This window comes from Streptomyces sp. NPDC046925, assembly GCF_040644915.1.
Classification (GTDB): domain Bacteria; phylum Actinomycetota; class Actinomycetes; order Streptomycetales; family Streptomycetaceae; genus Streptomyces.
On sequence record NZ_JBEYWZ010000001.1, the window covers coordinates 1,321,571 to 1,343,591 of the forward strand.

The 22,021-nt window shown below is 71.4% G+C and carries 20 protein-coding genes; 12 read left to right on the forward strand and 8 right to left on the reverse strand.

Annotated features, from left to right (window positions below):
* Positions 1-7: 7 nt before the first annotated feature.
* The 3 genes from ABZ906_RS05460 to ABZ906_RS05470 all read right to left on the reverse strand — a co-directional run bounded on the left by ABZ906_RS05460 (position 8) and on the right by ABZ906_RS05470 (position 4,764).
* Positions 8-2,062 (reverse strand): glycoside hydrolase, encoded by a 2,055-nt coding sequence (locus ABZ906_RS05460; RefSeq protein WP_361377618.1) that lies wholly within the window; start codon positions 2,060-2,062, stop codon positions 8-10.
* A gap of 75 nt (positions 2,063-2,137) precedes the next feature.
* On the reverse strand, positions 2,138-3,370 hold the full coding sequence (locus ABZ906_RS05465) for an FAD-dependent monooxygenase (RefSeq protein WP_361377621.1): 1,233 nt from the start codon (positions 3,368-3,370) through the stop codon (positions 2,138-2,140).
* Positions 3,367-4,764, reverse strand: coding sequence for an MFS transporter (locus ABZ906_RS05470; protein WP_361377624.1), 1,398 nt, complete (start codon positions 4,762-4,764; stop codon positions 3,367-3,369). Before ABZ906_RS05470 ends, ABZ906_RS05465 begins: the two co-directional genes overlap by 4 nt.
* A 144-nt stretch (positions 4,765-4,908) precedes the next feature.
* Here ABZ906_RS05470 and ABZ906_RS05475 point away from each other — a divergent pair, with 144 nt between their 5' ends.
* From ABZ906_RS05475 to ABZ906_RS05510, 8 genes are all read left to right on the forward strand, one after another.
* Entirely contained in the window at positions 4,909-5,556 is a 648-nt protein-coding gene (locus tag ABZ906_RS05475) for a TetR/AcrR family transcriptional regulator (protein WP_361377627.1), read from the forward strand.
* Between the two features lie 252 nt (positions 5,557-5,808).
* Entirely contained in the window at positions 5,809-6,177 is a 369-nt protein-coding gene (locus tag ABZ906_RS05480; RefSeq protein ID WP_361185923.1) for a VOC family protein, read from the forward strand.
* A gap of 20 nt (positions 6,178-6,197) precedes the next feature.
* The gene (locus ABZ906_RS05485; RefSeq protein ID WP_361185926.1) at positions 6,198-6,392 is read left to right on the forward strand and encodes a hypothetical protein; all 195 of its coding nucleotides are present in this window, start codon (positions 6,198-6,200) and stop codon (positions 6,390-6,392) included.
* Positions 6,389-6,850: an MrpF/PhaF family protein gene (locus ABZ906_RS05490; protein ID WP_361377630.1), complete on the forward strand. Its 462-nt coding sequence runs from the start codon at positions 6,389-6,391 to the stop codon at positions 6,848-6,850. Before ABZ906_RS05485 ends, ABZ906_RS05490 begins: the two co-directional genes overlap by 4 nt.
* Before the next feature lie 52 nt (positions 6,851-6,902).
* Positions 6,903-7,175, forward strand: coding sequence for a DUF4040 domain-containing protein (locus tag ABZ906_RS05495; RefSeq protein WP_361377633.1), 273 nt, complete (start codon positions 6,903-6,905; stop codon positions 7,173-7,175).
* Entirely contained in the window at positions 7,172-7,978 is an 807-nt protein-coding gene (locus ABZ906_RS05500; RefSeq protein WP_361377636.1) for an MnhB domain-containing protein, read from the forward strand. The genes ABZ906_RS05495 and ABZ906_RS05500 overlap by 4 nt, the downstream gene beginning before the upstream one ends.
* Positions 7,975-8,325 carry a sodium:proton antiporter gene (locus ABZ906_RS05505; RefSeq protein ID WP_361185937.1) on the forward strand — a complete coding sequence of 117 codons (351 nt, stop codon included), beginning with the start codon at positions 7,975-7,977 and terminating at the stop codon, positions 8,323-8,325. The genes ABZ906_RS05500 and ABZ906_RS05505 overlap by 4 nt, the downstream gene beginning before the upstream one ends.
* Positions 8,322-10,079: a complex I subunit 5 family protein gene (locus ABZ906_RS05510; protein ID WP_361377639.1), complete on the forward strand. Its 1,758-nt coding sequence runs from the start codon at positions 8,322-8,324 to the stop codon at positions 10,077-10,079. The genes ABZ906_RS05505 and ABZ906_RS05510 overlap by 4 nt, the downstream gene beginning before the upstream one ends.
* Positions 10,080-10,312: 233 nt before the next feature.
* On the opposite strand, the gene ABZ906_RS05515 is transcribed toward ABZ906_RS05510, so the two are convergent.
* A complete protein-coding gene (locus ABZ906_RS05515; RefSeq protein ID WP_361377642.1) occupies positions 10,313-10,951 on the reverse strand; it encodes a M15 family metallopeptidase in 639 nt (212 codons plus the stop codon).
* Between the two features lie 146 nt (positions 10,952-11,097).
* On the opposite strand from ABZ906_RS05515, the gene ABZ906_RS05520 reads away from it, so the two are divergent.
* Together ABZ906_RS05520 and ABZ906_RS05525 are read left to right on the forward strand one after the other, a co-directional pair.
* Complete coding sequence (locus ABZ906_RS05520; RefSeq protein ID WP_361377645.1) at positions 11,098-11,934, forward strand: cyclase family protein; 837 nt, start codon at positions 11,098-11,100, stop codon at positions 11,932-11,934.
* The gene (locus ABZ906_RS05525) at positions 11,931-13,580 is read left to right on the forward strand and encodes a thiamine pyrophosphate-binding protein (protein ID WP_361377648.1); all 1,650 of its coding nucleotides are present in this window, start codon (positions 11,931-11,933) and stop codon (positions 13,578-13,580) included. The genes ABZ906_RS05520 and ABZ906_RS05525 overlap by 4 nt, the downstream gene beginning before the upstream one ends.
* Positions 13,581-13,585: 5 nt before the next feature.
* Here the strand turns inward: ABZ906_RS05525 and ABZ906_RS05530 are convergent, their stop codons facing one another.
* The gene (locus ABZ906_RS05530; RefSeq protein ID WP_361377651.1) at positions 13,586-14,614 is read right to left on the reverse strand and encodes a YncE family protein; all 1,029 of its coding nucleotides are present in this window, start codon (positions 14,612-14,614) and stop codon (positions 13,586-13,588) included.
* A gap of 136 nt (positions 14,615-14,750) precedes the next feature.
* Between ABZ906_RS05530 and ABZ906_RS05535 the strand changes: the two genes are divergently transcribed.
* The gene (locus ABZ906_RS05535) at positions 14,751-15,347 is read left to right on the forward strand and encodes a helix-turn-helix domain-containing protein (protein ID WP_361377654.1); all 597 of its coding nucleotides are present in this window, start codon (positions 14,751-14,753) and stop codon (positions 15,345-15,347) included.
* Positions 15,348-15,410: 63 nt separating this feature from the next.
* Here the strand turns inward: ABZ906_RS05535 and ABZ906_RS05540 are convergent, their stop codons facing one another.
* Both ABZ906_RS05540 and ABZ906_RS05545 read right to left on the reverse strand, forming a co-directional pair.
* The gene (locus ABZ906_RS05540; RefSeq protein WP_361377657.1) at positions 15,411-16,457 is read right to left on the reverse strand and encodes an SMP-30/gluconolactonase/LRE family protein; all 1,047 of its coding nucleotides are present in this window, start codon (positions 16,455-16,457) and stop codon (positions 15,411-15,413) included.
* Positions 16,458-16,542: 85 nt separating this feature from the next.
* Complete coding sequence (locus tag ABZ906_RS05545; protein WP_361377660.1) at positions 16,543-17,604, reverse strand: SDR family NAD(P)-dependent oxidoreductase; 1,062 nt, start codon at positions 17,602-17,604, stop codon at positions 16,543-16,545.
* A 173-nt stretch (positions 17,605-17,777) separates the two neighbouring features.
* Here ABZ906_RS05545 and ABZ906_RS05550 point away from each other — a divergent pair, with 173 nt between their 5' ends.
* A complete protein-coding gene (locus ABZ906_RS05550) occupies positions 17,778-19,574 on the forward strand; it encodes an NAD(P)/FAD-dependent oxidoreductase (RefSeq protein ID WP_361377663.1) in 1,797 nt (598 codons plus the stop codon).
* 15 nt (positions 19,575-19,589) lie between these two features.
* On the opposite strand, the gene ABZ906_RS05555 is transcribed toward ABZ906_RS05550, so the two are convergent.
* A complete protein-coding gene (locus tag ABZ906_RS05555) occupies positions 19,590-21,962 on the reverse strand; it encodes a SpoIIE family protein phosphatase (RefSeq protein WP_361377666.1) in 2,373 nt (790 codons plus the stop codon).
* Between the last annotated feature and the right edge of the window lie 59 nt (positions 21,963-22,021).

Here is a 22,021-nt window from a genome sequence, read left to right on the forward strand (position 1 = left end):
GTCCCCTTCAGAGAAGCTCGGGGCAGAGGCGCCGGGGCTTCGCGTCGCTCTTGAGCTTGGCGTCCACGCAGCCGCCGGGCAGTGAACCGTACTGCTGCTCCCCGAAGTTGGCGGTCACGGTCAGCTTTCCGTCGGCGAACTCCGAGCGCTGGACCGTGCCGTCACCGGTGAGCCGCTGGTAGCCCGTCATCCGCTCCGTGCCGACGGCCTTGTGCAGGGGCGCGAAGTAGCGCTGGAGCGCAGCCATCTCCTTGCCCGTGGACGTCAGATTCGTGCCGCCGAGCGTGAAGTTGAGCGGAGTGTTGTAGAGGGCGGACATCAACGCCCGGTCGGTCTTCTGGTCCGGAAGCTTGTTGTACGGCATCTCCCAGCGGTCGGTGTTGATGACGGAGTCGTGCAGGGCGGTTTCGTACAGGGGGACGCGGTAGCGCGGTTCGTACATCGCCTTCGCGAGCGCGGACGGCAGCTTGACCTGCTTGAAGAAGACCGCGGGCTCGCCCTGCGGCGCGTAACCGCCCCACTTCTCCTTGTCTTTCTCCAGCTTCCACAAACCGTCCGCGACCGGTGTCTGCCCGCCGTGGTTGAAGCTGAGCACGGGGGCGGCCCAGGCGCCGGAGGACTCGGAGCCGAGGACGAACTTGTCGTCGGACGCGAGCTTCCGCATCCGCTCCAGGCGGTTGGCGCGGTCCTGCTTCTTGTTCATGCGGTGGCCCTTGCTGCTGTCCGAGAACAGCTCGCCCGCCGCGTCGACATCCAGGAAGTAGCTGTCGGCGCCGTTGGCCGTCATCTTCTTCGCCCGATCGTCCAGGTAGTGCTTGCCGGGCTCGGCCTGCTTGAAGGCCCGGGAGCTGAGGTAGCAGCCCCGGCCGCCGAAGCCCTCCTTGATCTCGCCCTTCCAGTTCCGTACGCAGAAGTCCGGATAGACCGAACCAGGCCACTTCGAGGAGGGGTTGTCGGCGCTCGCGGAGGGCTGGCCGTTGGCGTAGGAGTCGTACGGGCCGACCAGGTAGCCGTGTTGCTTCGCGGCCCGCACGGCTTGCTTGTCCATCGGCTGCTCGTCGGCGTCGTAACCGAGCCAGAGCCGCGAGACGCCGAGCTTGTGCAGCTCGTTCACGCCCTTCGCGGTACGGGCGTCGCCCCACGCGTAGGCGTGCAGGGCCCCGAGCATCGTGCTGATGTTCGGGTTCTCCTTGATCTTCTGCTTCAAGGAGCTCAGCTTGCCGTGCTCGTCGAGGTAGGCGCGGTAGTCGGTCGCGGAGGAGACGGGGGAGGAGTCCGTGAGGGAGAAGTGCACCGTGTAGTCGCGGGTCTGCTCGTGCCGCGAGAACTCGTGCCGCGCCGTGGAGCCGATCCGGCCGTCCTTCGAGGCGAAGCCCAGGGACGTGCCGACTTCCTCCGGCACGATGTAGCTGACGCCGTGCTTGCCCCGCGTGTAGCCCCAGGCGGGAAGGGTGAGGCCGCCCGAGAGCTCGGCCTCGGAGTCCTTCAGGCCGGCTTCGGCGGAGTTCCAAAAGGTGTCGCCGACCGGGACGCGCAGGCCCTCGCCACGGGGAATCTGTAGCGCTCCGCCCGCCCCGGGCGCGGTACTGGGCCAGGACAGGTTCTGGTCGGCATCGGAGTGCACCGTCATGCGCAGCCGGCCGTGAACGCTTCCCGCAGTGACGGTGAGCTTCTTGCCGGGGTACGACCAGCGGGCCGAGCCGCCGTCCACGGTCACCTTGCCCGGTTTGCCGAGCCGCTGTCCCGCCGCGCCGGACACCGGGAGCGAGGCCCCGTCGTCGGTGCGCCCCGTGACGCGCAGCGACCCGGTGTCCACGCGCGCGACACCGCCCCGCACGGTGAAGTCGACCGCGCTGCCGTGCACTTGGGGCGGTTCGGCCGCCGTGCCGCCGTCGGCCGACGGCTCGGCCATGGCCAGATATCCGGCCGACGCCGTCGTGACGGTCAGCACGACAGCCGCGGCGATGCCGTACGTACGGATGCGGCGCCGACGCGTCGCGCCCGCGACATCACCGTGCCGTGCTGTGGGTGTCTGACTGCTGTTGCTCTTCACGTGATCCACGGGGGAGAGCATCGGGGCTGAGGGTAAGAAGTTCTTAAGAGCGGCTCGGCGCCGGTGAAGAGCCGCCTTTCTGCGCTACGGAACCGGCATGAACTCCGGCAGGGCGAGCGCCGAATGAGCCGGTCGCCCCTCCCCGGACGGCGCGGACGGCCTGGCGCTGAGATTGCGCAGCATGGTGTTGCGCTGCTCCAGGGCCCGGGCGGTGGTCGGGAAGAGCGCGGCATCGCCCTTGCCGACCTGGTCCTGGTTCACGGTCACGAAGCCACGCGTGTCGTGTTCGTAGGCGGCGAAGCCCGCGGTGTGGTCCCGGTCGGCCACCGAACCGGCGAGCATGTACGCGCCGACGAGCGCGAGGCTCGAGCCCTGCCCGGTGAGGAACGAGGGCGCGTACGCGGCGTCGCCCACCAGCGCCACCCTGCCGCTCGACCAGCGGGGCATACGGATCTGGCTGACCCCGTCGAAGAACAGGTCGTCCGCGTCGCGCAGGGCGGCGAGCATGCCCGGCACCTCCCAGCCCGCGTCGGCGAAGACGGCCTCGACCAGGTCCCGTTGGGCCGCCGGGTTCCGGAACGCGTCGTATGGCGGTTGCGGACGGGCGAAGTTCAGAAAGGCGTGCACGTGGTCGCTGTTGCCCACGGCGTAGAGGGCCGCCGCCCTGCCCGGGGTGTTCCACATCATGAGCTCGTCGGAGAGCCCGAGCGTGTTGCGCATGGTGAATCCCGCGAAGCAGTAGCCGAGGTACCGATGGAACTGTTCCTCGGGGCCGAACAGGAACTCGCGGGTGCGTGAGTGCATGCCGTCCGCGCCGAAGACCATGTCGAACGTGCGCCTGCCGCCCCCGTGGAAGGTGACGTCGACCCCGTGCCCGGACGACTGGTCCAGGGCGGCGATGGAGTCGTCGAAGAGGAACTCCACGTCGTCGCGGACGGCCGCGTAGAGCGCGTCGGTCAGGTCCCCGCGCCGCACCTCGATGTCGCGTCCCGCGACTCCGCCGGTGACGGCGTGCGGGTCGATCGAGGCGACCTCGCCGCCGTCCGCGTCAAGGAAAGTGAGCCGACGCAGATCGATGTGCGCCTCCCGCAGCCGCGGCAGGATGCCCATCTTCCGTACGACCTCAAGTGCGGTGCCGCGTACGTCGATGGGGTAGCCGCCGCCGCGCAGGGCGCTCGCCTTCTCGACCACCGTGACCGCGAAGCCGTAGCGGTTGAGCCAGTAGGCGAGGGCGGGTCCCGCGATGCTGGCCCCCGATATCAGTGCCGTACGCCTCGGTGTCGTACCGACGCCCCTCAACAGACCGGTGCGGGTCATTCCTTGACTCCTTTGCTCATGGTGCGGGCGACAAGCAGGGCCAGTGCCGTGACGACGCCGGCTATGACGAAGCCGGTGACGAAGGCCGATTCGGCCGGTACATCCGATCCGGCGGGGGTCGCGGCGGTGAGGAGCGCACCACTGGCCTGCGACCCCACGGCGAAGCCGAGCACGCGGGTCACCAGGACGAGGCTGGTGGCGATGCCGGTGTCGCTCTGGTCGACAGAGGTGGCGGTGCTCGTCACCATCGCCGTGACGCACAGGCCGTTGGCGAGCGCGATCAGCATCTTGCCGACGACGAGGTGCCAGACCTCGGTGTGGACGGCTGCGAGGCCGGTCAGACCGACGACCATGATGACGATCCCGGCGGTGACGACGGCACGCGACCCGAAACGCCGTGCTCCCATCCCGCCGATCGGCCCGGCGAGCGACGCGGCCACGGCGCCGGGCAGCAGGTAGAAGCCGATCTCGGTGGCGCTGGCCCCGAATCCGTACGCGTCGGCAGGCACATCGAACAACTGCGGGACGAGATAGACCGGTACCGAGGTGCCGACGCAGATCACGAACGTCAACACGCACGACTTCCACACCGCGGGCCGTGCCAGCATCCGCAGATCGACCATGGGTGAGGCCGCGCGGCGCTCGACGGCCGTCCATCCCGTCACGAAGGCGGCAAGCACCACGACGAGGGCGCCGAGCGCGAGTGGCTGCGAGGCGAGATCGGGCGCGAGGGCGAGCACGAGCATGAGCGTGACCAGCGTCCCGCTGAGGAGGACGAGTCCCGCCCAGTCGATCCCTGCGTCGTCCGACCGGACCGGCGCGTCATGGGGCATCAGGCGGTTCACGAAGATGGTCGCCCCGATGACCGCGAGCGTCGGAAGCGCGAACATCCAGTGCCGCGAAAGACCTTCCGCCACCGGCCCGGCCGACAGCGTGCCCGCCATCCCGCCGCCGACGAACAATCCGCTGACCGTGCCGATGGCCACCTTCGCCTCGCCGGCGGGGAGGTGTTTGCGCACCAGGATGAACGACAGGGGCAGCGCGCCCACCATCGCTCCCTGGAGGATCTGACCGAGCAGCAGCACCGGCAGGTTGGGTGCCAGGGCGGAGACCAGGCCGCCGGTCGAGACCACCGCCATCAGCCGTATCAGGACCCGTTTTCCGCCGTAGCGGTCGCCGAACTTGCCTGCGACGGGCGTGATGAGCGCGCCGGTGATGAGGAGAACGATGCTGAGTAACGCCCCTTCGGCCGGACTCATGTCCAACTCGCGTTGCAGGAGCGGGAGTGTCGGTGTCACCACCGACTCCAGGGCGCCGGTGGCAAGGGCCAGCAGGCCGAGGGCCCAGATGGCGGCCTTCGTGATGCGGACCGGCGGAGTCAGGGTTGCGGTCATGGACGTCCTTCCGTCATTGCCGGGCGGGTGGGCCGGGCGGCAGTCGGGCGGGGCGAGTCACCGGGCGAGTGGGCCGGGCGATTTGCTGAACCAGTATTACACTACACCGTGCAGTGTAGTTCGGTGGGCGGCTAGGATGAGCCCATGCCGACAACGAAGACGCCGACCACGAAGACCCTGCGCGAGGGATCCGCACAGAAGCGGGCCGCCATCCTCTCGGCGGCCCGGGAACTGTTCCTCGCCGACGGCTTCGACCGGACCAGCGTCGACGCGGTCGCCGCCCGGGCCGAGGTGTCCAAGCGGACGGTCTACGACTACTTCGGCGACAAGCGGACGTTGCTGCAAGCAGTCGTCGACGCTGTCGGCGAGGCGATGATCACCACGATCCGGCGCACCCTCGACGACACCCTCACCGACCTCCCCGAGGGCGCCGACCTGGAAGACGCCCTGGTCACGTTCTCGATGCGCATCGCGACCGACATGCTCGGCTCGGCGGAGTACGCAACGCTGCAACGCCTGGTCCGCGCGGAGTCCGGCAACCTGCCGCACCGGGGCTACAACTCCATGGCCGACACCCCCGACGAAGCGATCGCCGAGCGGTTCGCCGCCTTCGCCGACGCCGGACTGCTCCACGTCCCCGACCCCCGCCTCGCGGCCGACCAGTTCATCGCGCTGACCTTCGGCGTCGCGCTGGACCGCCTCGGCTCCGCGAATGCCACGGAGGACAGCCGTGTCCGCCCCCTCGTGGTCGAGGGAGTGCGCACCTTCCTGCGCGCGTACCGCGCCGCGTAGCCCGGCGCCCCGCAGGTCCGCGCCCCGCAGGTCCGTGCCGCGCAGGCCGACACGCAGGCGCGGCTCCGGATGAAGCCCCTGAAGAGGGGGTTCATGGGAGAGTGCGTTTCCGTCAGCCGCCTCTGCGGGCCCCGGAGCGGCTTTGACGCGTTGTCCCGGATTCCGCGGCGGCACCGCCGTGTGCGAGCTCCGGCCCGGGGTACCCCGGAGCCGCCGAGAGAACGTGTCGCAGACGTGGACTAGGAGAACACCATGCCCGTAGCCACCTACTGTCTCGTCGCCGTGGACTGTCCCGATCCCGCTGCCCTGTCAGGTTTCTACGCCGCGCTCCTCGGGGGCGACCTCAAACAGGACAGCGACGACTGGTACGACCTGTACGCGCCGGGCGGCCACCGCATCGCCTTCCAGCGGGCCGAGGGCCAGCAGCCGCCCCAGTGGCCCCGCGGCGACAACTCCCAGCAGATGCACCTGGACTTCGAGGTCACGGACATGGGAGCGGCCGAGTCCCTTGCCCTGTCGCTCGGTGCCGTGCCCCTCGACCTCGACGACCAGGACGGACAGCGCGGATTCCGCGTCTATGCCGACCCGGCGGGCCACCCGTTCTGTCTGTGCCGCGCCTGACGCGCTGCCCGTCGTACGCCATGGGAACCGGACGGTGGCGCGGCGGGCTCGGGTCAGCCGCCGCGGAACTTGTGTGCTGGTGGGTTGCTCTCCTCGCGCTGTGGCTCGTGCTGATCACCGAGGTCGACGTGCTGGAGCTTGCGGTCGGGGCCGGTTGCGGCCTGGCCGGGGCGTTGGCCGCCACGGCGGCCCGGCGCGCGGCGGGCTCCGGGTGAACGCCTGGCTGTGGTGCGGGGCCGCACTGCTGGCGTCGGGGCTGCCCGCCGTGATCTGGGGCGTGGCGTCCGGGCCGCTGGGCCGCAGGGTCCTCGCGCAGAACACGGGCAGCACCGTGGTCGCCCTCGCCTTCCTCCTGCTCGCCCAGGGGTACGGGCGGCCCTCGTACGCCGATCTGTCCCTGGTCCTCGCGCTGCTGGGTCCCGTCGGCACCCTCGTGTGCGTCCGGCTCCTTGCCGATGACCTTCAGGGAGGCAGGCCACGAGGGGCGACGGCGGTGACGGTCCTCAGCGTCGCCGCCTCGCTGGCGGTGACCGTCGCCGTGTGCGCGGCGACGGCCTTCGGCAGGCCGACGGCGAAGCTCGTCCTCATCGGAGCCCTGGTGGCGATCGGCAACGTGATCGCCTCGCGCGCCCTGTCCGTGGGCGTGGTGGACGAAGCGGACGCGGCGCGATGAGCGGCGCGCACGCACGGCAGACTCATCCCGGCAGAACCAGAGGTGAAGCGTTGTGGGCAACGATCTGATCATCTCCCTGTGCCTCGTCCTTGTGGCCGCGTCGGCGACGGTGGCGGTCGCGGTGCGGGAGCCGGCCCGGCAGGCCCTGGTCCTCGCGGTCCTCGGGCTCACCCTTGCCGCCCTCTTCACGGTCCTCCAGGCGCCGGACGTGGCACTGTCCCAACTCGCCGTCGGGTCCGTCATCACGCCGCTGATGATCCTGCTGTCCGTCCGCAAGGTCAGACGCCGCGGGCACCCCGGCGCCGGTGACGGGGCCGAGCAGTGAACATCCGGACGCGGCGCTGGGTTCTGGGCATCGGCGCGATCGGCCTCGCGTCGCTGTTCGTCGCCGCGTTCCTGCGTCTGCCGCGGTTCGGCGGCGCCCTCCATCCCTACGGCGACCGTGCGACCGACGCGGCCCTGGCCCGGCGCACCTCCAACGTGGTGGCGTCGATCAACTTCGACCTGCGTGCCTTCGACACCCTCGGCGAGGAGTCCATCCTGTTCGCGGCCGTCCTCGGCACCGTCGTCCTGCTCCGGCAGACCCGCGACGAGGACCGGGTGCCTCCCCGGTCCGCCGCCGTCGACCCCGGTGTACGGCGCTACGCCCTCATCGCGCTCCCCATCACCCTCGTGGTCGGCCTGTATGTCGTCGCACACGGACAACTGAGCCCGGGAGGCGGTTTCCAGGGCGGCGTCATCGTGGCCACCGCCGTGCACCTTCTGTACGTGGGGGTGGACTACCGGGCTCTCGAACGCATCCGTCCGGTCTCCCTGTACGCGGTGGGTGACGCGATCGGCGAAGCCGCCTACCTCCTTGTCGGTGTGGCCGGGCTGATCGGCGGCACCGCGTTCCTGGCCAACGTGCTGCCGTACGGAACGTTCAACACCCTGGCGTCGGGCGGCACCGTGCCCCTGTTGAACTTGGCGGTCGGCATCGAAGTGGCGTGCGCGGTAGTGGTGTTGGTGGCTTGCTTCCTCGACCAGGCCGTGGAGATCACCGAGGCTCCGTCGAACGCGGGGAAGAGCGCCGGAAAGAGCGCCGGGAAGAACACAGACAAGAATCCGGGAAAGGCGGGCGCGGAATGATGGACGCCTTCCCGTACCTGATCTCCGGCTGGATCTTCCTCGTCGGCTGCTACGGACTGGCCACGAGCCGCCACCTGGTGCACGCCGTCGGCTGCCTCGCCGTCTGCCAGTCCGCCACCTACGTCCTGCTCCTGGCCGTCGGCTACCGCGACGGCGGCACCGCGCCCGTCCACTCCGACCTGACCCCGCGCTCCCGCCCCCTGGTCGACCCCGTGGTGCAGGCGCTCACACTCACCGACGTGGTCGTGGGCGCGACCGTCACCGCCCTGCTCCTGGCCCTGGTCATCCAGGTGTCCAAACGGCACGGCACCGCCGACCCCGACGAACTCTCCGAGCTGCGCGGATGAGCCAACTGCTGCCCCTGGTCGTGGTCCTGCCCCTGCTTGGCGCCGCCCTCCTCGTCGCGGTCGGCCGGCTGCTGCCGCGCATCGCCGCCGACGGCATCGCCGCAGCGGTGGCCGTCGCCACGACCGCCCTCGCCGTCCTGCTCCTCGCCCACGCGTCACCGGGCGCCACAGAGTGGGTCGGCGGCTGGGAACCCGGCGGCGACGGCAAGAGCGTGGGCATCGTCCTGGTCGGCGACACACCCGGCACCGGGCTCGCCGCACTCGTCTCCCTGCTGACCGTGTCCGTACTGGCCTACTCCTGGCGCTACTTCGACGAGGTGCCGCAGGGCCGCGCGGGAGCCTTCCCCGCACTGGTGCTCCTCTTCCAGGCGGGCATGTGCGGCTTCGCGCTGACGGGTGACCTCTTCAACGCGTTCGTCTTCTTCGAGCTGATGAGCGTCGTCGCCTACGCCCTGACCGGCTACCGGGTGGAGGAGCCCAAAGCGGTGCAGGGCGCCCTCACCTTCGGCGTCGTCAACTCGCTGGGCGCGTACGCGACGCTGATGGGGATCGCGATGCTGTACGCCCGTACCGGCGAGCTCGGTATGCGGCAGATCGGCGACGCGCTGCGGACCGGAGAGCCCGCGGACGCACTCGTTCTCGGCGCGTTCGTCCTGGTGATGACCGGGCTCCTGGTGAAGGCCGCGGCCGTACCCTTCCACTTCTGGCTGCCGGACGCGCACGCCGTGGCGCCGACCCCGGTCTGCATGCTGCTGTCCGGCGTCATGGTCGAACTCGGTGTCTACGGCGTCTGGCGGGTCTACACCGTCGTCTTCGCCGGGGCGGGCGGTCTGCCCGCCGCCGACTTCACCCGCTGCCTCGTGGTCCTCGGGGCCGCCACGGCACTGCTCGGCGCGGTGCTGTGCTGGCGGCAGCGCCACCTCAAGCGCATGCTCGCCTACTCGACGATCGCCCACACGGGACTCTTCCTCGTGGGGATCGGCCTGCTGCGGCCCGAGTCGACCGCCGGAGTCGCCCTCTACGTGCTGGGCCACGCGGGCACCAAGGCCGCACTGTTCGCGTGCACCGGAATCCTGCTCGACCGCTACGGCAGCGTGGACGAACGCGAACTGCACGGCAAAGGGCGGGAATTGCCCGTCGTCGCCGTGCTCTACGGCATGGCCGCGTTCGCCCTGACGGGCCTGCCGCCCTTCGGTACGGCCCTGGGCAAGGGGGTGGCCGAGGAGGCATCGGGCGCCGCCACCGCGCTGTTCCTCGCCGTCTCCGTCGTCACCGGCGCGGCCGTGATGCGCGCCGGGGCGCGGGTGTTTCTGGGTGCGGGTCCGCAGCCCGACCGTTCGAAGTCGCCCGACTCGACGTCCGGGGACGAGGAGCCCGAGACGCGCGAGCCGCTGGGCAGGCGGGTTCCGCTGCCGATGGTGGCCGTACCCGCCGCCCTTCTGGCGGGCGCGCTGGCCGTGGGGCTGGTCCCCGCCCTTGCGGCAGGAGCGGGCAGGGCCTTCGCGGGCCCGGACGCCCCCGCTCCGCACTGGACGCCGGCCGCTCTGCTCACCGGCGCGCTCGCCACGGCCTGCGCGGCCGGATGCGCCGCCCTCGCCGTGCGGCGGGCGGCGCCGGGAGAGCCCTCCGCGTGGACGGCGACACTGCTTCGTCTGCACTCGGGGCACATCGGGGACTACGTCGCCTGGTTCGTGCTCGGCACGGCGGTCATGGGCGCGCTGGCGCTGCCGGGAGTCGTCGGCACCGGCCCCTGATTTCCGCCACGGGACGACTGGTGCGTCTTTGCCTGTTAGAGATCCGCGAAGCGGGGCACTGAAGGGAAGCTGCCCGGGCAGACCCGGCGGAACGACGGCAGGGATCAGAAGAGGGGAAACCACATCATGCGGACCATCAGGCGCATGCGGCGTGTGCTGTACGGGGCTGTGACCCGGCCGAGGACGTTCAGTCGCCGGGTATGAGTCCCCACGTCACGGACCGGCCTGCTCGGTCACCGTTGCATCCTCGGGTCTTGCGTGGCGTCCGCGTACATGGGCGGGCAGTGATCGGCGATCGCGGCGGTGCGCAGTTCGTAGTGCCAGGGCTCGTTCTCGTAGATCTGGCACAGCCCGTAACCGGCGCCGTGCTCGGACAGCCACCGCGTCGCGTCGGAGCGTCCGGCGTCGACCGCGTCCCCCGACACATGGGGCGATGTTGCCGGGGACGCCACCCAGCGGGCGGCCTCGTCCTCGGACCCGTACTCGGAGACCGCCTCGCGGAAGAGCTGCTTCTGGTACTCCGGGGAACGCCAGCCGCTGTTGACGTAGATCGTGATTCCGTCGTCGGCGGCGGCCGTCGCGGCCCGGCGGAGGGCTGTGAGCAGATCCGGATCGAGTTCGGCCACGGCGGGCGTCGTGTCGTCGAAGACCGTCACGCCGTCGGGGACGACACCGTCGGCCTCGCCGAGCCCACCGCGCTGGTCATCGCGAAGGGCACTGGAAGCTGCCGCGGCGGCCGAGGAGGACGAGGATTCCGCCACCCGGTAGCCGAGGAAGGCGACGACCGCCGCCAGGACGATGATGATGCCGACGACCGGAAGTCGGCTCGTCCGGCGGGGCGTTGTCGATGCTGCTTGCGGTAATCGATTCATGCCGCAAGTCAAGGCAGCACGGCGTTGTCGGCACGTATGCGGTTCTTGATACACCGGCGATACGGGCCGACTCGTAGCATCAGCGACATGCGTGCGCTGGGGACGGGACGCTTGTGCGGGGTTGCCGGTGCCTTCAGGATGCAGGCATGCCTGAGTCAACGTCAGCATCCGCAGCAGCGTCCGGGCCGTCGACACCCTCCGTTCTCGCCGCCCTGGTGGCCGGGTTGCGTGGTGGCGGTATCGAAGTCGTCGACCTCACCGCGCCGTTGTCGTCCACCACACCGGTGCTCGAACTGCCGCCCCAGTTCGGGCAGACCCAGGTGTTCGAGCTGGAGGAGATCAGCCGGTACGACGACCGGGGCCCCGCCTGGTACTGGAACAACATCCGCACCGGCGAGCACACCGGAACCCACTTCGACGCCCCCAACCACTGGGTCACCGGCAAGGACCTCGCCGATGTCGCCTCGGTGCCCGCCGGTCAACTCGTAGCTCCCGCAGCCGTGTTGGACGTCACCGACGAGGCAGCCAAGGACCCCGACTTCCTGATCGAGGTCGAGCACATACAGGCCTGGCAGAACCGGTACGGGGCGCTGCCCGACGGCGGCTGGCTCCTGGTGCGCACCGGGTGGGACAGCAGGGCGTACGCGCAGGAGCCGTTCCTCAACGCCGACGAGAACGGCCCGCACACGCCGGGCCTGTCCGCGGCCTGCGCCCGCTGGGTGGCCCAGGAGTCGCCCGTCATCGGGCTCGGCGTGGAGACGGTGGGCACCGACGCGGGCCGCGCGCACGCCTTCGAGCCCGCGTTCCCCTGTCACTCGTACCTCATGGGCAGCGGGAAATACGGCCTGACACAGCTTCAGAATCTCGCGGAACTGCCGCCCACCGGGGCCGTCGTGATCGCTGGGCCGCTGCCCATCGTCACGGGCTCGGGGGCGCCCGCGCGGGTCCTGGCCCTCGTCGAACGGGCGGGACGGTCGTCGTGAAGGTCGCCGAAGCAGTCGGGCGGGCCCTGGTCGCGGCCGGAGTCGGCCAGGTCTTCGGGGTGGTGGGCTCCGGGAACTTCCACACCACCAACGCGATGGTGGCGGCGGGCGCCCGGTTCGTCGCGGCGCGCCACGAGGGCGGCGCCGCCACCATGGCCGACGCGTACGCCCGGGTGCGGGGCGCGGTGACGGTGGTCAGCGTGCACCAGGGGTGCGGGCTCACCAACGCCCTCACCGGAATCGGCGAAGCGGCCAAGAGCCGGACGCCGCTCGTCGTGCTCGCGGCCGAGGCGACCGAACCGCACTCCAACTTCCACGTCGATCAGGGCGCGTTGGCGCAGGCGGTCGGTGCCCTGAGCGTCCGCGTCACGTCGGCGGCCGACGCCGTCGCCCAGACGTCGGGCGCCGTCCTCCGTGCCGTCCACGAGCGGTGCACCGTCGTGCTCAACCTGCCGCTCGACGTACAGGCACTGGACGTTCCCGACGCGGACCGGGCCCTGGCCGCCGTCGCACCTCCGCCGCCGCGCCGCGCCGTCGAACCCGCCGCCGACGACGTCGCGGCCCTCGCCGCGATCCTCGCGCACGCCGAGCGCCCGGTGATCGTCGCCGGACGCGGTGCGCGCGGACCCGACTGCCGCCGGGCGATCGAGACGCTCGCCGAGCGGTGCGGTGCGCTGCTCGCGACGTCGGCGGTGGCGCGCGGCCTGTTCCGTGGCAACCCGTGGTCGCTCGACGTGGCGGGCGGATTCTCCTCGCCGCTCGCCGCCGAACTGATCCGGGACGCCGACGTGATCGTGGCCCTGGGCTGTTCGCTCACCATGTGGACGACACGGCACGGCGGCCTCATCGGCCCGGACACGACCCTCGTCCAGGTCGACGACGACCCCACGGCACTCGGCGCGCACCGCCCCGTCCACCTCGGAGTCACCGGCGACGTGCGCCTGACGGCGGAGAGGACGCGCACCGCACTGGAGGAGGACGGCGGCCCCGGCTACCGCACCCCCGACATCGCCGACGCCCTCGCCGAGCGACTGAGCTGGCGCGACATCCCGTACGAGGACACCGGCACCCGCGACCGCATCGACCCGCGCACGCTCAGCGCCGCCCTCGACGACATCCTTCCCGCGCAACGGGTCATCGGCGTCGACTCGGGCAACTTCATGGGCTACCCGACGATGTACCTGTCCGTCCCCGACGAACAGGGCCTGTGCTTCACGCAGGCCTTCCAGTCCATCGGCCTCGGTCTCGCCACCACGATCGGCGCGGCCCTGGCCCGCCCGGACCGGCTCGCGGTGGCCGCGCTCGGCGACGGCGGGGCGCTGATGAGCGCCGTCGAACTCGACACGGTGCGCAGGATCGGACTGCCGATGGTGATCGTCGTGTACAACGACGACGCGTACGGAGCCGAGGTGCATCACTTCGGCCCGGACGGATTCCCGCTCTCCACGGTCGAGTTCCCGCCCACCGACATCGCCGCCGTGGCCCGCGGCTACGGCTTCGACGCGGTGACCGTACGCACCCCCGCCGACCTGAAGCCCGTGCGGGACTGGGTGGCGGGCCCGCGGACCACACCGCTGCTCGTCGACGCCAAGGTGGTGCGGGAGCGCGGAGCATGGTGGCTCGAGGAGGCATTCCGCGGTCACTGAGCGCGCTAACGGGCCAGCAGCACGGCGGCGTCCGGTTCCGAGTGGGTGGCGAAGGTGTGGGTGACGGTGAAGCGGTTCAGGTCGACGACGGCGATCTCGTTGGTGTCAAGCAGGGACGCGTACGCCAGCGGCCTGCCGGGGTGGAGGGTCACCGCGGACGGGGTTCCGTTCAGGTGGAGCGTGCGCAGCGGGCGCAGGTCGGTGCTGTACGCGGTGAGGGTCTTGGCGGCGATGTCCGTCACCAGGAGTCGTTCGTCGTCGATCATGTAGACCCGCAAGGGGTCGCCGCCGACCCTCTTGGTCCGGCGTACCTTCATGGTGCGGGTGTCGACGGCGACCAGCGCGGAGCTCTTGCGGGCGCCGACGAACAGGGTCTTCTCGTCCCGGCTCAGGCAACTGCTCTCGGGCAGCAGGCCGGGAGTGACCAGGACGGGCGCCACGGAGGCGTCGTGAGGGCGTACGAGACTCACCGTGTGGGACAACAGGCCGGTCACATAGGCCCGTTCGCCGTCACGGCTGAGCGCGAACAGGTGCGTCTTCACCCCCTGCGTGGGCACCGCCCTGGTCGGTGCCGTGTCGGTGGACGGCGCGTCGAAGCCGAGCAATACCGCCTTCTCCTCGCTCAGGGCGTACAGCCGGTCGTGACGGTCGATGCCCATGCCGTGGATGCGGTTGAAGGGGCGGGTGTCGATGGTCCGGGCCAGGGTCCGCTCGGCCAGGTCGACGACGAAGACCGCGGAGCCGCCCTCGCCGACGGTGGAAGCCATGCGCACCCCGTAGTGCCCGACGTAGGCGAAACGCCCGCGCGAGTCGACGACCATCTCATGGGGGTATTCGGGCAGGCGGATCGTCTCCTGGCGCTCTCCCGTCACGGCGTCGTAGAAGCTCACCGAGTGGTTGCTCTTCTCCACCACCACCAGTACGTCGGTCCTGGCCGCCCGGGGAGCGCCGGAGACGCCCGACGCGGGCGTGGAAAGCCCGCTCGCCACCGTTCCGGCACCCACCGCCTTGATCACTGTCCTGCGTGTCGTCACAGTCCCGCACCCCGATCCTGATCCATGGTCGCCATCGCGAGACGAGCTTGCTCGACGCGGGACTGCGGCGTCCAGATCGCCTTCGTGAGGCGGATGAGGTTGCGTGGTCGTTTCGTGCTCGTACTACGCTTCCGGCGTGATCAACCCCACCGAGCCCGAGGAGCCGCACGACGCGGGTCGGCCGGCCAATCAGGGGCGGCGGGTCGCGGCCCGCAATCGAGCCGCCCTCATCGCCGCCGCCCGCGAGGTCTTCGCCGAACAGGGCCTCGACGCCCCGCTCTCGGCCGTCGCCCGCCGTGCCGGGGTGGGGCAGGGCAGCCTCTACCGGCACTTCGCCGACCGCATCGCGCTGGCCACCGCCGTCCTGGAGGAGAACGTCCAGCAGGTCGAACAGGCCGCCGCCGAGCCCGGCGCGGACCTCGCGAGCGTCCTGGGCGTGGTCACCTGGCACATCACCCGGTCGACCGCGTTCGTCGACCTGCTGCGCATACGGGGCGACGGCGAGCACGCCAGGGCGCTGGCCGGGCGCGTCCACACCGTCCTGTCCCGGTTGTTGCCGACAGGCCATCGCCTGACCGCCGACGACGTCATGCTTGCCGTCGCGATGGTCTCCGGAGCCGTCGGCGGCCCCACCCCGGAGGACCGGGAACGCCGAGCTCTGGCCGCATGGAGCCTGCTCGGCGTGGAGGTGGGGCCGATGCGGCCCGTCGAGACCACCGTCGACGACGCGTGAACCTCAGCTGCCGGCAGCCGCCGACAGCCGCCGACAGCCGCCGACAGCCGCCGGCAGCTCCCGCTAGCCGCCGTTGGACTGCCGTATGCCGTCGGCGAGCGCGGTGAAGCGGTAGATGTAACCGCCGTCGGGGCCGCTGACGGTCATGTACGCCTTCCTGCCGCCCGGCGAGATCGCGACGTTGGTCGCCGACTCCAGGCCCTTGGCCGCCTTGGCCGGAATCTCGACGGTGGCCAGGCGTTCGCCGTGCGGGCTGTACACGGCCATGGCCGGCCGTCCGTGCAGTGCCTGGTAGAGGTTGCCGTCGGCGTCCACGGCGATGGAGTCGGTCTGCGCCACGCCCGCGTCGACATGGATGGCCTCGTGCTGGGAGGCCACCGCGGTCTTGTCGGCGTCGAGGAGCAGGTAGGACACGGTGTTCTCGGCGAGTTCGCTGATCCACAGGCCACGCGTGGCGGGGTCGAACATCACCCCGTTGGGGTGGGCGAGTTCGTCCGCCAGGACGGTCGTCTTCTTGCCGTCGCGGTCGATGCGCACGATGCGGCCCTCGGCTTCACCGGGCTTCATGCCGTGCAGATCGCTCACGTACAGGTTGCCCTCGTCGTCGAAGGCGATGTCGTCGGGGTTCATGGCGGAGCCGTCCACCTCGCCGGAGAAGAACGTGCGCGGATCTGATCCGTCCGGCTCCATGCTGACGACCGGCCCGGTGTAGTCGGTCAGGTAGAGGCGGCCGTCGTACGGGCTGATCTGCGCGGAGGTATAGGCGCCGGTCTTGTCGGTGTGGACGCTCCGGTGCTTGCCGGTGGCCAGGTCGACGGAGAGGACCTTGGGTTCGCCTGCGGGGGCGGTGACGTCCACGACGTACAGGTCGCCGTTCTCTTGGAGGACCGGGCCCTCCAACAGGGTCCTGCCGGTGGCCTCGTGAGGGTCGGTCACATGCGCGACCCGGGTGGCCTTGATGGTCCGGCCCTCGCCGGACGGCTCGGGGTGCGAGGCCGACGCCGCGGTGGTGGTCTGGGTGCCGCACGCGGTCAGGGCCAGCAGGCCGAGGGCGGCGACACCCGTCAGGGCGGTGCGGGGGCGGGGGAGGAGTGCGCGGTAGGTGGGCATGCGGGGGTGGTGCTCCTTCCGAGGTGGGGGCAAGAGGAGACGCGCGGGGGACGTGAGGCGGGAGGCTCCGGGCGGCCGGTCGCCGTCAGGCCGCCGACCAGCCGCCGTCCGAGGGCAGTACGGCGCCGTTGATGTTCACGGAGTCCCTGCTGAGCAGGAACGTGATGGAGGCGGCCAGTTCCTCCGCCATGGCCAAACCGGGGATCGCCACGCGCATCTTCGCGGTGCGGGCCGAGCCGTAGGGGGCGGCGGCGGGCACCGGGATGCCGGTGGCGACCGCGCCCGGAGCGACGGCGTTGATCTGCACGCCGGTGCCCGCGTACTGGTAGGCCGACGACATCGTCAGGCCGACCAGGGCGTGCTTGGAGGTGGTGTACGCGGCACCGGCCGCCGAACCGCGCAGGGCCGCCTCGGAGACGACGTTGACGATCCGGCCGCCGCCCGCGGCGAGCATGCCGGGCACGACGGCGCGCATCAGCCGCATGGGTCCTTCGACGTTGATGCGCATGACGCGTTCCCAGATCGCGTCGTCGACCTCGTGCACGGCCGCGTCGTCGTCCATCACACCCGCGACGTTCGCCAGGGCGTGCACGCGACCGTCCGCGGCGGCAAGCACCGCGTCGGCGGACGCGGGCCCGGTGATGTCCGCGGCGACGGGCACGACCGCGGCCCCCAGTTCCGCGGTCAGCGCCGTGAGCCCTTCGGCGGAGACGTCCACGGCGATCACGCGGCCGCCCTCGCGCACGATGCGCGACGCGACGGCCTTGCCGATGCCGGAAGCGGCGCCCGTGACGACGACGGTCTGGCCGCCGAAGCGCCTCGGCGTGACCTGCTCGGTCCATGGCTCGGGAGTGCCGATCTCGACGCCGGTTCCGGGCTCGACGGCCGTGGCGGCCTCGACCGGGGGCGCGGTCGGCAGACCCTCGGGGAGCTGTCCGGTCTCGGCGGCGGTCACCAGCACGTCCACGAGTTCCGGCGGGAACTTGCCGCCCGACATCCGCACGAGCTGTTCGAGCGGCAGGCCGAGGGCGGGGGCCAGGGCCTCCTCGCTGTGGCCCTGTGCGGCCAGCATGCCGCGCAGGACCTGTCCGGCGGTGGGTTCCGCCAGCCAGTCGCGCAACGGGGAGGCGGGGGAGAGGTTCGGCATCGCGGGCCTTTCGGGTCAGGACGGCGGGGCGGGCCAGGGGGAGACGACCCCAACCGGACAACACTGTCCGGTTGCTGGGTTACCGTACCTGGGACCGCGCGGGACGCCCCGGCGAGGGCGGCGATCACCCCTGCGCGCAGCCCGATGCACCCCCACGAGAGGACGTCCGCACCATGCCTCTGCCGCACTGCGCCAACCCGCCCACCCCGCAGGAGACCGCCGCCCTGCGCGAGCGCTACCGCCTGGAGCGCGAACGCCGCGTCCGCCCCGAGGGCACGGCCCAATACCGTTCCACGGAGGCGGAGTTCGGCTACTTCGCCGCCGACCCGTACACCGGTGAGGCGGCAGAGCGAGAGCCGCTGCACGACGTGGTGGACGTCGCGGTCGTCGGCGGCGGCTTCGGCGGGATTCTGGCGGCTGCGCGGCTGCGCGACCAGGGCGTGGCGACGGTGCGGGTCATCGACAAGGGCGGTGATGTCGGGGGGACTTGGTACTGGAACCGCTATCCGGGCATCCACTGCGACATCGAGTCGCACGTGTATCTGCCGCTGCTCGACGAGACCGGCTACGTGCCCGAGTGGAAATACGCGCCGGGCGAGGAGATCCGCCGCCACGCGGTGCGCATCGCCGAGCAGTTCGGTCTGTACGAGCACGCCCTGTTCTCCACCGCCGTCACCTCCCTGACCTGGGACGAGACGGCCCGGCAATGGACCGTCACGACCGACAGGGGCGACGAGTTCCGCGCCGCCTACGTCATCACCGCCACCGGCACGCTCTCGGAGCCCAAGCTCCCCGGCATCCCCGGCATCGAGGACTACCGGGGTCACACCTTCCACACCTCCCGCTGGGACTACGCGTACACCGGCGGCAGCCCCGAGGGCGGCATGACCGGCCTCGCGGGCAAACGGGTCGGCGTCGTCGGCACCGGCGCGACAGGGGTGCAGGTCATCCCGATGCTGGCCGAGGACGCCGGACACCTGTACGTCTTCCAGCGCACCCCCTCCGCCGTGGACGTGCGCGGCCAGCGGCGGATGACGCCCGGGGAAGTCGGCGCGGAGCGCACCGGCTGGGCCGCCGAGCGCCGCGAGAACTTCCTGCGGATCTGCTCCGGAGAACACGCCGGGCACGACCTGGTCGCGGACCGGTGGACCGAGTCGGCAGGCCTCCTCGAAAAGCTCCTGCCCAGCTTCCGCCGCCACGGCGAGCCGGACTTCGAGATCGCCTACGAGGCCGCCGACCACGCCACGATGAACCAGATCCGCGCACGCGTGGCCGCCGAAGTCACCGACGCCGCCACCGCCGCGGCCCTCAAGCCCTGGTACCGGTACGCGTGCAAGCGCCCCACCTTCTCCGACAAGTACCTGCCCGCGTTCAACCGCGACAACGTCACCCTCGTCGACACGGCCGACACCCACGGCATCGAGCGCATGACTGAACGCGGCGTCGTCGTGGACGGAACGGAGTACGAGGTCGACTGCCTGGTGTTCGCCACCGGGTTCTCCGTGGGCGCATCCGGCATCACCTCGGGCCGGCTGCCGGTGACCGGCCGCGACGGCGTCCAGCTCCTGCACTCCTGGCGGCAGCGGGGCCCGCGCACCCTGCACGGCTTCATCAGCCAGGGCTTCCCGAACCTGATCCGGATGGGCTCGCTGCAGAACGCCAGCAGCGTGAACTTCACCCACATCCTGGACGAGCAGGCCGTGCACGCCGCCGCCCTGATCGCCGCCGCGCGGGAGAAGGGCGCCGTCGTGGAGCCCGCCCCCGAGGCCGAGGACGCCTGGGTCGACGTCTGCGCGCAGGGAGCCCCGGACCACGCCTGGTTCCACGCCGAGTGCACTCCCGGCTACTACAACGCCGAGGGGCGCGGCCGCCCGAACGGCCCGACGGCCTACCCGCACGGTGCCGTCGCCTTCCACGAACTGCTGCGCCGCTGGCGCGAGGAGAACATGGGCGAGGCGCTGCGGGTGTAGCAGCGGGGGGCCGTCTCAACCCGTGGCGGGAAAGGCCTGTTCGGTCCAGATCGTCTTGCCGGTGGGGGTGTAGCGCGTACCCCACCGCTGCACGAGCTGCGCGACGATGAACAGGCCGCGCCCGCCTTCGTCCTCCTCGCCGCTGTGGCGCAGGTGCGGTGAGGTGTGGCCCGTGTCGGCGACCTCGCACAGCAGGGTCCGGTCGCGGATGAGACGTACGTGGACGGGCCCCGCCGCGTACCTGACCGCGTTGGTCACCAACTCGCTGACGACGAGCTCGGTCGCGAACGACAGCTCCTCCAGCCCCCACGCGTGCAGCTGCTCGGTGGCCAGATCGCGGGCGCGGCCCGCGGTGACCGGCTCCGCGGGCAGCTCCCACTGGGCGACCTGCGAACTGTCGAGTTCGCGGGTGCGCACGAGCAGCAGAGCGGTGTCGTCGGCCGTCGAGCCGTCCGGCAGGAGCTCCGCCACCGCCCGGTCGCACAGCTCTTCGAGCGACGCGTCCCGGTTGCCGAGCACCCGGCTCAGCGTCTGCAGGCCGTGGTCGATGTCGCGGTCGCGGGCCTCGACCAGGCCGTCGGTGAAGAGGGCGAGGAGGCTGCCCACCGGCAGTTCGAGCTCCGCCGCCTCGAACGGCAGGCCACCGAGGCCCAGGGGCGGCCCCGCGGGCAGGTCGGGGAAGGTCACCTCGCCGTCCGGGTCGACGACCGCGGGCGGCAGATGGCCTGCCCTGGCCATGCAGCAGCGCCGCGAGACCGGGTCGTAGACCGCGTACAGACAGGTCGCACCGGTGGTCACGTCGGCGTAGTCGCCGTCGGGTGCTCCCAGCTCGCCGCGCTGCTCCTCCGCCGCCTGCGCCACCAGGTCGTCGAGCCGCGAAAGCAGCTCGGCGGGGTCCATGTCCATCTGGGCGAACGCGCGCACGGTCGTACGCAGCCGTCCCATGGTGGCGGCCGCCTGCAGACCGTGGCCGACCACGTCGCCCACCACGAGTCCCACCCGGGTCCCGGACAGCGGGATGACGTCGAACCAGTCACCGCCGACCCCCGTCACGTCGTCCGTGGGGAGGAAGCGGTGGGCCACGTCGAGCGCCGACTGCTCCGGCACGTGCTGCGGCAGGAGCTGGCGCTGGAGGGCCAGGGACGCGGTGCGCTCGCGGGTGAAGCGGCGGGCGTTGTCGATGGATACGGCCGTACGGGCGACGAGCTCGTCGGCGAGTGCCACTTCGCCGCTGTCGAAGGTGGCCGAAGCGGCGCCGCGGGTGAAGGTGACGAGCCCCAGCGTGCTGTTCCCGGCCCGCAGCGGCACGACGAGGACCTTGCCGTCGAGCACCGTCCCGCCCGAGGAGAGGCTGCGCTCCTGCGGCGACCCCGGCGGGTACTCCACGGGGGAGTCGTTGCCGGGCGCGCGGTCGGTGTCCCCGGCCGGGCAGCGGGCCGCCCGTACGAGGGAGCCCGCCGCCGAGCCGCTGGTGGCGGGCAGCTCGCCCGCCAGGACCACCCTCGCGAGGTCGACCGTCACCGTGGCGGCGAACTCCGGCACCGCCACCTCGGTGATCTTGTTGGCGGTGACCAGGGCGTCGAGGCCGTTCCCGATTCCGCGGCCGGCCTCGACGAGCAGGGCGAGCCGCCGCTGGGCCCGGTGGCGGTCGGTGATGTCGTAGGCGTCCTCGCACACTCCGAATACATGTCCGTCGGCGTCCTCGAGCCGGTAGTAGGCGCACGACCAGAGGTGGTCCGTCCCCGGGTCGCTGGGCGGCCGCCCCTGGAAGTGCAGGTCCAGAAAGGACTCGCCGGTGTCCAGGACGTGCCGCATGACCGCGTCGAGCGTGGGCGGATGCCCCTTGCTCACGAACTTCCCCTCGGAGTACAGCTGATCGGCCCGCCGGCCGCGGAACTCGGCGAAGGGCCGTCCGATCTCCCGCTCGTACGCCGCGTTGCACCAGGTCAGGCAGAGGTCGGTGTCGTAGATGGCGAGGCCGACGGGGGACTGCGTGGTCAGTCCGTGCAACAGGGCGAGCCGGGATTCCCACAGCCGCAGGTCCTTCAGCTCCGTCGCGACGAGAACCCGCTGCACGGTCCCCGCACCCGGCAGCGGGCACACCGCGATGGCGACGATCAGCTCACGCCCGTCCCGGTGCAGGGCGACGCGGATCTGGTTGCTCCGGAGCTCGGCGGGGACGGGGAGATCCGAGGGCACGGGGCCCGGTGTCAGGAACGTGTCCACGGGCCTGCCGACGATCTCCTGCGGCCGGTAGCCGAGGAGCCGCTCGGCCGCGGGGCTCCAGCCGATGACCGTGTCGCGGGCGTCGACGACCGCCGTGGCCGCCCTGGTGACGTCGAGGGGACTACGAAAGTCGGTTCTCTGTTCCTCGTTCCATGCCGTCATGGCGCCACATCAGCCCCGTTCATCCCCTACAGAATCCGCTGCCCGCGCAGGAGACACAA

Bases quoted from the DNA above. Each gene is read 5' to 3' on its own strand.
- ABZ906_RS05465 (WP_361377621.1), bottom strand. From the start codon at position 3,370: ATGACCCGCACCGGTCTGTTGAGGGGCGTCGGTACGACACCGAGGCGT.
- ABZ906_RS05470 (WP_361377624.1), bottom strand. From the start codon at position 4,764: ATGACCGCAACCCTGACTCCGCCGGTCCGCATCACGAAGGCCGCCATC.
- ABZ906_RS05475 (WP_361377627.1), top strand. From the start codon at position 4,909: ATGCCGACAACGAAGACGCCGACCACGAAGACCCTGCGCGAGGGATCC.
- ABZ906_RS05480 (WP_361185923.1), top strand. From the start codon at position 5,809: ATGCCCGTAGCCACCTACTGTCTCGTCGCCGTGGACTGTCCCGATCCC.
- ABZ906_RS05485 (WP_361185926.1), top strand. From the start codon at position 6,198: ATGGGAACCGGACGGTGGCGCGGCGGGCTCGGGTCAGCCGCCGCGGAA.
- ABZ906_RS05505 (WP_361185937.1), top strand. From the start codon at position 7,975: ATGATGGACGCCTTCCCGTACCTGATCTCCGGCTGGATCTTCCTCGTC.
- ABZ906_RS05510 (WP_361377639.1), top strand. From the start codon at position 8,322: ATGAGCCAACTGCTGCCCCTGGTCGTGGTCCTGCCCCTGCTTGGCGCC.
- ABZ906_RS05515 (WP_361377642.1), bottom strand. From the start codon at position 10,951: ATGAATCGATTACCGCAAGCAGCATCGACAACGCCCCGCCGGACGAGC.
- ABZ906_RS05520 (WP_361377645.1), top strand. From the start codon at position 11,098: ATGCCTGAGTCAACGTCAGCATCCGCAGCAGCGTCCGGGCCGTCGACA.
- ABZ906_RS05540 (WP_361377657.1), bottom strand. From the start codon at position 16,457: ATGCCCACCTACCGCGCACTCCTCCCCCGCCCCCGCACCGCCCTGACG.
- ABZ906_RS05545 (WP_361377660.1), bottom strand. From the start codon at position 17,604: ATGCCGAACCTCTCCCCCGCCTCCCCGTTGCGCGACTGGCTGGCGGAA.
- ABZ906_RS05550 (WP_361377663.1), top strand. From the start codon at position 17,778: ATGCCTCTGCCGCACTGCGCCAACCCGCCCACCCCGCAGGAGACCGCC.
- ABZ906_RS05555 (WP_361377666.1), bottom strand. From the start codon at position 21,962: ATGACGGCATGGAACGAGGAACAGAGAACCGACTTTCGTAGTCCCCTC.